This is a genomic window from bacterium (assembly GCA_016786595.1).
In the GTDB taxonomy this organism is placed as follows: domain Bacteria; phylum Bdellovibrionota_C; class UBA2361; order SZUA-149; family JAEUWB01; genus JAEUWB01.
Window position 1 is genome coordinate 49,948 of record JAEUWB010000060.1, and the last position, 13,168, is coordinate 63,115.

Consider the following 13,168-nt stretch of genomic DNA (forward strand, 5'->3'; position numbering starts at 1 on the left):
ACTTTTTCACGGCCTTATTTTTTCACGGCCCCAAGAAATTTATTGAGCCAACCAGTTTCTTGGTTAGTTTTATCAGCGGCTTGATTGATTAAAAGTTCTAGTTCACCAGCATCGAGCCAAATTCCGCCAGAGTCGTTGCAACGGTCGACGATTACTTCGCCGAAGTGGACTTGTTCCATGGGTTTGCCGGTAACTGGGCTTAAGCGTGGTTTATCTTCGGCTTTACGGGCTGCCAGGCGTTCCAGTAGCTCACGATTTTTTCTGTCAAAGTGACTTTCTTCTTTGGCGCGGCGCATATCGTCCCAAGCGTTAGACATGATGATTTCCTCCTGAAAATTTACTGCTCTTGTCTAGCATAACGTTGCTGCGCTTCAAAATCCCTCAAAAAATCTGTGCGATCCCATCCGAACCGCTTTGATAGCGTTTCCATAACTATTTGGGATACGCAGCAAGCGCAGCATGCTATAAAAAACATTTCCTCTGAGTGGAACAGCTATCTATGAGTATATTTTTAAAAGGGAAACGCTATTTATTTACTGGTTGTGTCTGCGACACAACTTATATACCAGTTTGCAAAAAGATTTTGGATTAAACTGACGATTCTTGCAAACTGGTAGATAAATCTTTATCCAAGCACTAGCCGATTTTCGTTGTCGTATCACGTGTGAGGATCTGCAAATAACTTGCATAAGCGTATTTACGATTACGTTGCTTACCACTAGTTTCTTGCAAAAAACCTAATTCAATTAAGTGATCGATCGCTCGTTGAATCTTAGGTTTACTTGAGTTGTGTTGCGCCAATAGCTCTTGCACGGTCCAGATTGGTGCTTTGCAAAATTCGTTAAAAACTTGAAGTGTATATGCAGTAGGTTTACTTTGTTGCAATGCTTCGCGATTGGATTGGTGCAGATGATGAATCTCAAGTGCTGCTGTCTTTGCCATTTCCGCGGATTCCGAGACAGCTTTGAGGAAAAATTTTATCCAACCTTCCCAGTCCCCTTTAAATCGAACATCCATTAACTTTGCATAATACTCAGTACGATAAGCTTTAAAATAGTAACTCAGATATAGAAGCGGTCGGTCTAGTACACGCCAATAGCAGAGCAAATAGGTGATGAGTAGTCTTCCTAAACGGCCGTTTCCATCGAGGAATGGATGGATAGTTTCAAATTGCGCATGAATCAATGCAGCCTTGATTAGTGGCGCCATTGAATTTTGAGAATGTATGAATTTTTCGAGATCGGACATATGATCATCAATCTCAGTAAAAGGAGGTGGGACAAACTCAGCGGTATTTAAAATTGCTCCGGGCCGTCCGATCCAGTTTTGAGATTTTCTAAACTGACCTGGTGTCTTATTTGAACCACGAGCTTCCGTCATCAACACTGCATGCATTTCTTTAATTAGCCTGGTTGAGACTGGGATGTTTTTAATTTGGGCCAATCCTTGATTCATTGCCCTTACGTAGTTGGAAACTTCTATGATGTTGTGATTAGGAGTCATCTTATCCGCAGGACTAAGCACATCCTCAAGTGAACACTGAGTGCCTTCAATTTGAGAGCTGAGAAGCGCTTCTTTGCGTACATATAGATAAACAAACAAATCTGGGTCTGAAATTATAGAAGCTAGTCCTGCTAGTTTTCCTAAGGCAATGCTTGCTTGTGATAACAACAAAACAAGTTCGTCATCTAGTAGAATGGGTGGATCTGGTGGCAATGGTTTAGGAACAAATGCCTGATATCCCGTTAGTTGCTTGATATAGTTTCCGGCTCGAGTCATAATATTTTAGTAATGTTTTATATACTAATCATTACTAATGGTATCATAAGTAATGTTTTTCCGTCAATTCATACTTAGTGAGAATTTATGTAACGATTAGTTTTGAAATATTTAGCAGCTACGGCAATTGGTTTTACTAGTCCTGGTTAGCCTTGTTACTGGGTCATGGCCATGAAGCTACGGGTTTTTTCACCGTCATCTCTCCAATTGCGTTTGCTGGAGAATTTGGAGAACCTCGACGTGGGGACTGGGTTACTTTTCTAAGTGAAAATTTAGATCTCCAGTTTCGGATGCTGGATAATAAACCGCCGGTGCGCTGCAATAGATTATTTGCACCCAAGATAACCCTCGATAATTAATGCAATAGTATGGACCTCTATTTGATTTGTGATATTAATAGGCGGTATATTATCAAAGAGATTTAAGGTAGATCATCAGTTGTGGTGATCTATATGTTATACGCCAATGAGTGATGACACCCGATCAATACGTTGAATCAGTTTTATTAAAATATACTGCGCCGGTTGGAGCAAACTCACCATCGGAAATCATAGGTAGTACAGTTGCTGGCCCAATACGTGCGTGGGCGGGAAATCAGCTAAACTCACTTGAATACTCTGGTTCTTACGCTAAAGGAACAGCTATTCATGGCGTTTCTGATGCGGACATTTTTATCTCTCTCAAGGCAGACACGACTAACTCTCTTAAAGACCTATACGAGGGTGTGTATTCTTTAGCTGAATCGCAAGGTTGGTCTCCAAGAAGACAAAATGTTTCCATTGGAATTATCATTAATGGAAACCGAGGCGATCTCGTTTCCGGGAAAGTTCAGTCCGGCTATCAAAACTACCATAGTCTATATTTGTCCAAACGGGATTCTTGGACACAGACCAATGTTGCAAATCACATACAAATTGTTAGTCAATCTCAACGTATCAAAGAAATAAAAGCGATAAAAATTTGGAAAGCCTTACGACAAATTGATTTTCCATCACTTTATCTTGAACTTTTTACAATCAATGCTCTTAACGGGCATTCTCGAAATGCCGTAGCAACCAACGTCATAACAGTTTTGAGGACCATTGGATCTTCTCTGAGCTCTACAAGGATTGTTGATCCCTCTAATACCAATAATATTCTATCTGACGAACTGACTAAGGCTGAAAAAGACCGAATATCAGCCCTCGCTGCCTTGTCTGCTGTAGAGCGATCATGGGCAAATATAATATGGTGAATGCAATGACTGATCGCTTGAAAGAAATTTTTACTGGTCTACAAGAGCGCTTAGAGGGAGAACTGTGCGGGTCAAGAACAGCTGTTGCTCATTCTGGTGCACGAGGAGAGGCATCGGAGCAAGATTGGATAAATCTTTTTAAGCAGCACCTTCCGAATCGATATCAAGCTGATAAGGCTTTTGTGATTGATTCAACAGGAGCATGTAGTGATCAGATTGATATCGTTATTTATGATCGTCAATACTCTCCAATTCTTTACAACCAAGCTGGTCAGCAATATGTCCCCGCCGAAAGTGTGTATGCAGTTCTGGAGGCCAAGCAAGATTTGAGTCGTGAACATATCATTTACGCAGGCGAGAAGGCCGCATCTGTTCGAAAATTGAAACGGACCTCAGCATCGATACCCCACGCTGGTGGCTCTTATGGTGCACGACCATTGCCAAGAATTATTGGAGGCATTGTAACTTATCAAAGTTCTTGGTCACCGCCATTTGGTCAACCTTTCAAAGATGTGTTGGCAGAGTTGGACAACGAGCATCGCCTCGATATTGGTTGCGCGCTGACCGCTGGATCATTCGAGATTACTTATTCAACTGATGCAATCATTGATATAGCTATTTCTGGGCAAGAGCGGTCGCTTGTCCAGTTTCTATTTAGACTACTTAAGCAGCTCCAATCTTTAGCTACAGCTCCAGCTATCGAATATGATGCTTACTTGAAACAGCTAATTGATTGATAAAGGCGTATAACAATTGAGCCCACAAAGATTTCGCGCCTTTTAGCTCTTTTGGTTTGATTAACTGCAGAATTGGCGCGAAACTTGTGGCTCTAAACGTTATACAACAAAAAAATTGATCTATGGACAATGAAGAAGCGAAAAAGTTGCTTGCTCAGGAATTGAAGAAGTATCGACAGAAATCCTACACGGAACTTCAAGTGCTTCTTAATGCACAAGACACTTACGCAGTAACTGGTAAAAGTGGCGCCGAATATCAAATAGAAATTCAGGTATTTTGGGATGATCAAAAAGATGGAAATCTTAGGGTTGTTGGCGCAGTTGACGACGGTGGGCTACGATCGTTCATGCCTCTTACAGATGGTTTTATTCTTACTCCTGAGGGAAAATTTTTTTAGCCCTCGTTCTGGGTTACTTTTCTAAATTGACAGAACGCTGAAGTAGCTTATTTATAACTTAAATAACTATAGATAATGAATGCAATAATATAGACCTATATTTGATTTGTGATATTAATAGACGGTATATTATCAAAGAAATTTTAGGTAGATCATCGGTTATGGTGATCTATATGTTCTCCCCTAAGAGTAATTAAATGCTTAAAGCGTCACAAAAGAAGAAATTTGGAGTTCTTATTCGCGGAGCGAATTATCACTTTGAAGCTCAGGGTAAGACAGTGCGATATGGGTTTTACGTGACTCGGCTTGTGATCGCTCGAGACGCGCGATCAGCCGAAAAACAAGCTCTTAACTTGATTCGGCGAGATGCCAAATTGAGAAAACGAATTCTAAACCCAAAAAGTGATTCCCCGATGCTATATATTGAAAGACTCGCTGAATTATCCTCTTGGGGTGGAATGAAACCCACGGGGTCTGGATACGCCTTTTTTCAGGAAGCAAGAACGTCTAGGAAGAAACTGAGGAAGGCTGGGGAGAACAAACAGAGCGAGCAGAGGAAAGGCCGCAAGCGAAAGTGAAACTTTATATAGAGTTGGAGTGGCCTTTCCCCGCTCCTCCTAAACGTTATTCATCTAATAAATGAATGTTATTAGTTCACTTCAAGTTAAATTACTTCAAGCGCCAATTGGTAGTTGCTGCACACCCGAGCTTGCAGCATCCGTCAGCAATAACGGTGGGCTAGGTGCACTTGCCGTAACCTGGCAGTCTCCCCGACAAGTCAGAGAGATCATAGAAGCAACCAAGAAACTAACCTCATTGGCATTCCAAGCTAACTTCGTTCTGTGCTTTCCAATTGAAGAGCAGCTTCGATCAGCCATTGAATCGCGAGTGCCCGTTATTACGTTTTCTTGGGGCATGCCATCTTCGACAACGACGAATGATTTGCTTGCTGCAAGGATTCCTTTTGGTATCCAAGTCTTAACGGAAACTGAAGCTAGACGGGCAAAAGAGCTTGGTGCTAGTTTTCTGATAACACAGGGGATCGAAGCTGGGGGCCATGTGCAAGGAAATTTACCGATTATCCAGCAAATTGAACGATTAAATTTAGTTGATATTGGTTTACCGCTAGTCGCTGCAGGTGGTATTGGAACTCCAATAGATGCCTTGAAAGTTCTTTCCTCAGGAGCAGATGCTGTAATGGTGGGTACACGTTTTGTCGCATCGAGTGAATCAGCTGCTCATGACGGCTATAAGAATTTACTGGTACAAGCTTCCAGTGCAGATACTGTTCTTACAGAGTGTTTTTCGGTTGGTTGGCCAAACGCCCCTCATCGAGTTTTACGCAATCCTGTGCTCGAATTATGGGAACAAAAGTTAAAATTGCCTGAACGGTCAGGAGCTTTTGCTCCTGACGGATCGCCGGTCGCACTGCTCTCGGATATGCCTCCAGTTCGCGGTGTGACCGGAAGTATTGATAATATGTGCTTGTATGCCGGAATGGGTGTAAGCGGTGTCGATCGCATAGCGAGCGTGTCCGAAATCATGGAAGAATTCAAGTGTAAATTGACGTAGGATGGTTAACAATCAAATTAGCGGAACGGACAAGCCGCCCGCTGATTTAAGACATTATGCTGCTGATATTTAAAATTATTCTTGTCCCAGCGATGATTGCTCTTGTTAGTTTTGCAGGGCGATTGTGGGGGCATTATATAGGAGGATTTCTAGTTGGCTTACCACTGATCGTAGGCCCGATACTTATATTTTTGGCTATTGATCACGGCAACGAATTCGCCGCTACTTCTGCAAAAGGTGCACTAGCAGGAGTAATCTCAATAGGATTTTTCTGCTTCTTATATGCTATCACTTCCCAGAGGTTTGGAATCTTCTCATCACTGTGCGCAGGCTTGCTTGGGTTTGCAGCTTCTACCTCACTATTTTCTTTTCTTGATTTGCCACTCTTTATTACATTCCTTTTAGTTATTCTTCTTCTCTGCATTTTTCTATTTGCATTTCCGCAAAGCGATAAAATAGTGAAAAAACCTCAAACATCTTTTCTCGAAATACTCATTCGTATGATTGCTGCGGCTACGCTCGTTCTCCTGATAACATATTCCTCAGATATCTTGGGCCCACGCCTTAGTGGCCTTCTTGCACCTTTTCCTATCGCTGGAACAATTCTGTCAGGATTCACGCACTACAGTTCCGGAGATGAGGCCGCCCGTCAATTACTGAATGCGTTTATTAAAGGTTTGTTCGGAATGGCGGTTTTTTGTTTTATTCTCGCCCTCACATTGTCTAGTCTTGGTATTTTGCTGACTTTGTTAATTGCCATCCCATTAACATTCATAGGTGGCAGCATAACAAAACATTACTGCCCAGAACGCCTGCCAAAAGCTTATTCTGATGCTCTTTGAATACGCACGCCCGTTCGGGCAGAATGTAAACGTTCTGCGTAGTGAAATAATTGTTGAGCTAATCAGGATCAGATTCCATAACCCAACGAGGCAAAGTATCTTTTAGCTTCTCCCATTCACTTGAACCAAGTTTTATTTCGTCATCCGTTAAAAGGCAGCTATCAAAAGAAGCTATAAGTTCTTCTTTGTCCATGTCTATGCCAATAATAACAATTTCTTGACGTCTATCACCAAATTCAGGATGCCATTCTTTCATATAACCACTATCTTCGGAGACTTCAGGTGGCCACATCTCTTTCGGTGAAGCAGCCAGCCATTTACCACCAGGCTCTGCGCGACATGAACCTCCAGCTTGAGACCAAATGCCAGCCCAATCATTTCTTGAAGCTAGCCAAAAAAATCCCTTTGAGCGCAGAACTCCGGGCCACTCAGTTTTAGTTAGTTCATTAAATCTTTCCGGATGAAAAGGCTTTCGGGCTCGATACACAAAGCTTGAAATTCCATATTCTTCAGTTTCTGGGATATGTACTCCTGCGAGCTCTTTTGCCCATCCTGGGGCTCGTGATGCTTTTTCAAAATCGAAAAGCTTTGTATTCAGAACTTCTTCAAGGGGAACTTTTCCAAAACGGCTATGAATTACTTTAGCATCTGCATTTAATGCTTTGATGATACCTTCAACTTTCCCGAGTTGATAATCATCAACAAGATCGCACTTATTAAGAATTATGACATTTGCAAACTCGATCTGATCAGTAAGAAGATCTACGATCGTTCTATCATCTGCATCATTCACAGCAAGTTTGGCTTCAACTAAGTCTTCTTGAGATTCGTACAAAGTAAGAAAATTTGCAGCATCGACAACTGTTACCATGGTATCAAGAATTGAAACTTCAGATAAGTTCGCGCCCTCTCCCATGTCATAAACAAAGCTTGATGCCACTGGCATTGGCTCAGAGATTCCAGTTGATTCGATAAGAAGATAATCAAAGCGTCCTTCAGCAGCGAGCTTTGAAACTTCTTTCATTAAATCTTCGCGAAGAGTGCAGCAGATACACCCATTAGTCATTTCTACCAGCTTTTCTTCTGTGCGACTAAGTGATGCCGTGCCGCTTTTTACAAGCTCTGCATCAATATTAATTTCGCTCATATCATTAACGATCACAGCGACTTTTAGCCCTGCGCGGTTACTAAGAATATGGTTTAAAAGTGTGGTTTTTCCAGCTCCTAGGAAGCCTGATAAGACCGTTGTGGGGAGTTTTCTCATAACTAATTTCCTTAACGCAACTTAGTTGCATTATTACCTTGCTATGATATTATGTCAATATTTACGCTCTATTTTGTGATAAGATCCAGTTACACCAATTCCTAAGTGTCGGAAAATGCATCAATGGTCAAAAGAGACTTTCCCTTAATGCCCCAGAAGAGAAATACCAAACAAAAAGAACTTGTTTGGATGACTATTCAAAAAGCGAAAAAACCTCTTAGCGTACCAGAATTACTGGAAAGCTTATTGACTATAAAATCCACTGTGAACAAGACAACTGTTTACAGAATTCTCGAGCAGCTTGTTCAAGAGGGCAAGCTTTCCCAATTTACTAGCCCCGATAGAGTTACTCATTATGAATTACATTCAGGGCATTCAGGCCAGCATTCGCACTTTGTTTGTGAGAGTTGTGGAGATGTGACTTGCCTTCCAGAAACTAAGGAACGATCAAAAGTTGATGTCCCGAAAGGTTTTAAAGTTCATTTTGTTCAAAGCATCGTACTTGGAACTTGCAGAATGTGTGCATGAGACAATAAATCTCTCATTCTGTTAATACAAGCTAGGCGCATTAGACTTATGACATGATTCAGATACTCATCAAGCACAGAAAGGACTTCATCGCGGAGCACATTGAACCCAGACTAGAACCGCTCCTTCCAGCAGTATTCGAGTTTTTGCCTCGCACAAATACGATTTGGCAGAGTGTGCTCGATTCAGCAGTTTCTCTTTTATCATGCTGGTACTTCTCACGCACTTTCTTCAATGGATATCTACGCTGACAACTGCTGATTTAAAACGTTATCTTGACTTTGCTATCGCATTCATTTTCTCGATAATGATTCCCATCCCTGACCGCCAATTTTTTATAAGAGCCTTTTTAGCAGAATCTTTTTTGCCACATCTTATATGTTGAATGATTTCGTCATGCTGTTTAGCTGACTTCTGAACGCCATGGATATCTTCCATATAAAACCTTTCATACCTCTCTATTTTTTGCTTCTCTTCACTTAGAATCTCTTTGATTCTTGTATTCGTCGAATACTCAACTATTCCTTGATGAAAATCTCGATCAGCATGATGAGCTAAAATTGGCGTTTTGGCTTGTTTGCGAAATCGCTCATTCGATATTTTCAATCGTTCGTGATTTGCATGCAAAAGCTCAAAGGCATCATCAAGCGCTAATGCTTCCAAAGTCCAAACGATTGGGTAAATAGCGCTCACTTCTTCAATGCTCATTTGTGCCACCGAAAAGCCTACATTGGGAATTCGTTTTACGAGACCCTCAGTTACAAGAGCAATAAGAGCTTGTCGTACCGGCGTCCTACTTACGTGAAAGTTTTCAGCAATTTCACTTTCTTTAATTCTTTGACCAGGCCTTAGGTTGCCAGCAAGTATTTTATTTCTGAGCTTTGATTTCAGAGAATCATCTAATTGTCCGTGTTCGATCATTTAACCTCTGTATTTAGTCTGAGTTCAGCCAGAAACGCAGGGTCTCTTAGTTTGCGATGATTGAAAGATGGTAATTTTAATCGTTCAGCAGCCTGACGAATAACTGCCTTATAACTCCCTTTTAAATTATCATGATAACAGAACCCACTCACTGGTTCGCATAATGACTGCACTGCTAGTTCCAATCTCTCAATCGATTCAGGTTGATCATATCCTCCTGAAACAAGCCATTGATTAGGCAGTATTAAACCAACATTAAATGCAGCTTGATTGATGAGTAAAGATTCTGAGAGTGATGGTTCAAAGTGAATTCCTCCACAAAACACAATTGTCGGATCTGATGTGCAAGAGCGATGAATATTCGCCAGAGAATCAATAACTACTTTGTGAGCTTCAGGATTCGACCAACTTGACGGGGAAGATCCGATTTCTAAATCTATTACTGGTGGCTTTATAGTTAATAGCTCTTCAGCTGGACGCCCGACCATAGTCCCAGACCAATGGCTAGCTTCTGCAAGTGTTTTCCAATCAGCTAGATTACTTTGCTTACGAGAGACCTCAAGAGCGCGCAGTAGCGCTGATAACTTTCTTGACGAAGTAGGCCCGTATACTCCCGACTGTACATCAGCTGTAGAATGTGCACAGAATATATTCTCCGGAGCGTTTGTTCCTTGATGCCAGTTTACAACTGAAACAAGCTCAACCTCGGCAAAGTAATCATTGATTTCCGGCGCGATGTCCTTGTACTGATAACTAGCTACAGACGTTGTTTCTGCAAAAACCAGTTCGCTGCCTGAGTCCAATACGCGCGAGTAAACTGGTTTTCCTTCAATCGTTCTATCGGTGAGCGGCGTAGGCATATAGGTCTCCTTTGCCATCTTATAAAGATGCGGAGCTACTGGGTCGATCTCAGTGTTTGAGCAGAACAGGAATAAATATTGGTGCGGCTTCATATATAGAGTATACAATAATTATAAATTGTATACAATACTTCTCAAAAGATTATATCGAATACGAGGTTAACAATCGAATCCGGCAAGATTTCAGGCACTTAGCTTTTATAGTTGATTGAGCATCAGTTCTGCGCGAAACTTCTGATTCTAAAGGTTATCCCTCGAGGGGAAGTGAATGCACGGATTGAAAGAATGGACTAATGAAGGTTGGATTGGAATCTCACTTGGCATCAAGCGCGAAGAAATCGATATGTTAGTTTCCCTTCTTCAAGCGCTAAAAGATGAGCCAGACCAACACTTTCATTTTTCGAGTTCATATCAAGGCAATGCTGGCATTGGAGATATAGAAATTTATCTTCAAGTTGATGAACCTGATAACATGTCAGTCTTGGGGTTCGCGACCGCGCCCAATAAACCCGAGGCATAACAAATCCTCTAAGCACGAGTTTGGCCCGCATAGATTAGTAATAATTTTTGGTGTCTTATTGGGCCAAAACGGCCTAGGATAGTCGTTAACCGCTTTATGGGAATTGCAAGATGATTAATAAAACACAAACTTTCGCTTGGATTATTTTCGTATCATTCTTCTTGATGTTGCCCCAGCATGCTTGGTCCGTTGAACCTCCACCTGCAGTATCGCAAGCACTCGATGGAATGCATGGCTGGCTAAACGGCTTTGAATCAAAGTCACTTAGTGCTGTGAGGGAACAATTAGGGGAACCTACTAACCAAGGAACATGGGATGTCCAAGGAAAGAAAGAACCTTTCTTGGAATATCAGATCAAGTCCACCAAGCGGCAGCATACGCTCCTGTTATACTTTTTCAACGGAAAGGTAATTAAAAGCTCGATTCAAGTACTGTCGAATTGATTTTAGGCCTGTTACTCGCGCACAGCGATCAAGATCAGTTCTCGTCATTTCAAACCCTTCGGCTCACTCAGGATAAACTCCACCTAGTGAAGTCGAGAAAGCGTCCGATCGAGATGACGGTCAAAAAACCCGTATCTTAATGGCCCGCAGGCGGCGCCGCCCCAGCTTATAACTATCTGATTTTATTCGCTTATTTTCATTGGCGTTTCGTGCTCAGAAGCAAAAAAGCCGCCAGCGCAGATTGGAGACAATAGTAATCAGAAGGTTTTGAGTCATGAAATACATCGTACATTCGCTCGTGTTATTAGCTGCCCTTGGTCCTAGAGTTGCCTTTGCTGACACCGAGGTCACACTATACTCTAGCGGAACGGCGACAGTCCGAGGGGAATTCACTCAGGCAAGCGGAGTACATCCAACTTCGGTTGAATCTCGCTGCATTGAGCATCGCGGAAATGCAGAAGCACTACTCTCCGGAGGCATACTTGAAGAGCTAGCTGCTCGATGCAAAAAGATGGGAGGAACGGGCAAAGATTATCAACTGACCAGAAAAATTGGACGATGCCATCCGGGAAGTGATCGATACTACGGAAACACTATCCAAAACTACACCGCAAAATGTGTCATCCCAACGAAGAACCAATCTATAGGTGCCGGATCGGGTCAGCCGAGTTCACAAACTCACTTTGTCATCTTTCTAAACAACAATGAGGAAGGAATATTTGGACGTGGGGCAGCTACAATTTCTAATGGAATGGTTCTGACTGCACTGGACGAGGCGATCTCTAGAGCAGAACGCGATTTCATGGATGTAATGGATGGTTATATCTCCGACGTATACGGTTCCAATTGTTATGGTTTCCCGATTGCGGGAGGTAGCGGGTCGATCGTCCACTTCGAACGAGCAACGGCAGACACTGCATACGCAGAAGTTTATTTCCCAGTCGGAGTTGTCTGCCAAAACAACGGCAGCTCAGGTGGATTACAAATCGACTAAAAATATTATTTAGTTAAATCCTTCAAGATTTTAGAGTTATCAGGCAAGCAGAGATTGGCTAATACTGCTATTTATTCACTGCTTCGCGGCCAATGTGATTCATTGCCTGGAACGTAAAGCGAATTGCATCGAGCTTTTGCTTGAGCGAACGGAGCATTTCCATACTGATATTTTTACCGCGACGACCAAAACCAAGAACCAAGCCATCAACGCCAACCACTAACGCAGCCTGCGCTAAAACCTCAACTTGCAAACTACGCTTCGCAATTCCACGAACATCTACAATCAAGGGATATGGGGTTTGTTCACGAATAGATAATAACGAGGAAAGATCAAGCTCGGCCAAAGATTCAGCAAATGGATAATAGGACCCCTTATCCCCAATCACAATCTTGGCTTGACCAGCACGTTCCACAATTTCAACTGCCTTTAAAAACTCGCTCACACTGTGACGTGGGTTACGGTAAATAATCACCGTTTTATCAGTCTCCCCCACAGCCCTAAGCAGTCCCTCATCTCCGAAATTACGTGGCGTAATTTCTAAGACATCGCAAAACTCTTGCATTAACTTCAAATAACGCGTCTCTAAAACTTCTGAGACTAAATAGAGTCCGCGCTGGTGTGCGGCAGCACTCATTAAACGTAAACCCGTAGAACCCAACGAAGTCTCCGTATTGGCATCCGGACCAAAAACGGTTGCACGCACAAATGAAATCTTAAGGTCCCGGGCACCCGAAACAAGCTCTTCTAAGTCGGCAGTCGAATCAAGCGAAGGAATTAAAGTTAAGTCCGCAGCACAAAAACGAGAATAGACGCTACACTGGCTGGAACGAATAACGCGAGGGCGTTGAGAGGATTTGTCTGAGTCCTTGAAATGCCTGATTTTATGAGCTGGATCTGTTGAGTTTGCGCCAGCGTGAGCTTGAGCAACATTGCGAAATAACGATTTATTATTTACTAGTTTGCGCATAAAACATTTTAAGAAATACACGAATTATCACAAATATCTAATGATTTCAAGGAGTATGTACCTGAGCAAAGTACTAGATTTTTTATTTATTTAGTGTATATTGCTG

General features: G+C 42.2%; 15 protein-coding genes. 9 read left to right on the top strand and 6 right to left on the bottom strand.

All coding sequences use genetic code 11. The annotated features are described in order from the left end of the window. Positions 1 to 14: 14 nt before the first annotated feature. Both JNK13_10940 and JNK13_10945 read right to left on the bottom strand, forming a co-directional pair. Positions 15 to 317: a zf-TFIIB domain-containing protein gene (locus JNK13_10940; protein ID MBL7663253.1), complete on the bottom strand. Its 303-nt coding sequence runs from the start codon at positions 315 to 317 to the stop codon at positions 15 to 17. 319 nt (positions 318 to 636) lie between these two features. Continuing rightward, complete coding sequence (locus JNK13_10945; protein ID MBL7663254.1) at positions 637 to 1,779, bottom strand: Fic family protein; 1,143 nt, start codon at positions 1,777 to 1,779, stop codon at positions 637 to 639. A gap of 472 nt (positions 1,780 to 2,251) precedes the next feature. On the opposite strand from JNK13_10945, the gene JNK13_10950 reads away from it, so the two are divergent. The 5 genes from JNK13_10950 (at position 2,252) to JNK13_10970 (ending at position 6,562) form a co-directional block, all read left to right on the top strand. Beyond that, positions 2,252 to 3,013, top strand: a complete 762-nt coding sequence (locus tag JNK13_10950) for a nucleotidyltransferase domain-containing protein (protein MBL7663255.1) — start codon at positions 2,252 to 2,254, stop codon at positions 3,011 to 3,013. Between the two features lie 5 nt (positions 3,014 to 3,018). Beyond that, complete coding sequence (locus tag JNK13_10955; GenBank protein ID MBL7663256.1) at positions 3,019 to 3,750, top strand: hypothetical protein; 732 nt, start codon at positions 3,019 to 3,021, stop codon at positions 3,748 to 3,750. 122 nt (positions 3,751 to 3,872) lie between these two features. Then, positions 3,873 to 4,148 (top strand): hypothetical protein, encoded by a 276-nt coding sequence (locus tag JNK13_10960; GenBank protein MBL7663257.1) that lies wholly within the window; start codon positions 3,873 to 3,875, stop codon positions 4,146 to 4,148. A 639-nt stretch (positions 4,149 to 4,787) separates the two neighbouring features. Further along, on the top strand, positions 4,788 to 5,720 hold the full coding sequence (locus JNK13_10965) for a nitronate monooxygenase (GenBank protein MBL7663258.1): 933 nt from the start codon (positions 4,788 to 4,790) through the stop codon (positions 5,718 to 5,720). A 56-nt stretch (positions 5,721 to 5,776) separates the two neighbouring features. After that, positions 5,777 to 6,562: a hypothetical protein gene (locus JNK13_10970; GenBank protein ID MBL7663259.1), complete on the top strand. Its 786-nt coding sequence runs from the start codon at positions 5,777 to 5,779 to the stop codon at positions 6,560 to 6,562. Between the two features lie 58 nt (positions 6,563 to 6,620). On the opposite strand, the gene JNK13_10975 is transcribed toward JNK13_10970, so the two are convergent. Further along, entirely contained in the window at positions 6,621 to 7,826 is a 1,206-nt protein-coding gene (locus JNK13_10975) for a GTP-binding protein (protein ID MBL7663260.1), read from the bottom strand. Positions 7,827 to 7,949: 123 nt separating this feature from the next. Here JNK13_10975 and JNK13_10980 point away from each other — a divergent pair, with 123 nt between their 5' ends. Then, positions 7,950 to 8,354 carry a transcriptional repressor gene (locus tag JNK13_10980; protein ID MBL7663261.1) on the top strand — a complete coding sequence of 135 codons (405 nt, stop codon included), beginning with the start codon at positions 7,950 to 7,952 and terminating at the stop codon, positions 8,352 to 8,354. Between the two features lie 270 nt (positions 8,355 to 8,624). Here JNK13_10980 and JNK13_10985 read toward each other — a convergent pair whose 3' ends face one another. Beyond that, positions 8,625 to 9,275 carry a GntR family transcriptional regulator gene (locus JNK13_10985; GenBank protein MBL7663262.1) on the bottom strand — a complete coding sequence of 217 codons (651 nt, stop codon included), beginning with the start codon at positions 9,273 to 9,275 and terminating at the stop codon, positions 8,625 to 8,627. Further along, the gene (locus tag JNK13_10990) at positions 9,272 to 10,135 is read right to left on the bottom strand and encodes a D-aminoacyl-tRNA deacylase (protein MBL7663263.1); all 864 of its coding nucleotides are present in this window, start codon (positions 10,133 to 10,135) and stop codon (positions 9,272 to 9,274) included. Before JNK13_10990 ends, JNK13_10985 begins: the two co-directional genes overlap by 4 nt. A 268-nt stretch (positions 10,136 to 10,403) precedes the next feature. Between JNK13_10990 and JNK13_10995 the strand changes: the two genes are divergently transcribed. From JNK13_10995 to JNK13_11005, 3 genes are all read left to right on the top strand, one after another. After that, positions 10,404 to 10,655, top strand: coding sequence for a hypothetical protein (locus tag JNK13_10995; protein ID MBL7663264.1), 252 nt, complete (start codon positions 10,404 to 10,406; stop codon positions 10,653 to 10,655). Positions 10,656 to 10,765: 110 nt separating this feature from the next. Next, positions 10,766 to 11,098 carry a hypothetical protein gene (locus JNK13_11000; protein MBL7663265.1) on the top strand — a complete coding sequence of 111 codons (333 nt, stop codon included), beginning with the start codon at positions 10,766 to 10,768 and terminating at the stop codon, positions 11,096 to 11,098. Positions 11,099 to 11,372: 274 nt separating this feature from the next. After that, positions 11,373 to 12,092, top strand: coding sequence for a hypothetical protein (locus tag JNK13_11005; GenBank protein ID MBL7663266.1), 720 nt, complete (start codon positions 11,373 to 11,375; stop codon positions 12,090 to 12,092). A gap of 67 nt (positions 12,093 to 12,159) precedes the next feature. Here JNK13_11005 and JNK13_11010 read toward each other — a convergent pair whose 3' ends face one another. Next, entirely contained in the window at positions 12,160 to 13,062 is a 903-nt protein-coding gene (locus tag JNK13_11010; GenBank protein ID MBL7663267.1) for a hypothetical protein, read from the bottom strand. Between the last annotated feature and the right edge of the window lie 106 nt (positions 13,063 to 13,168).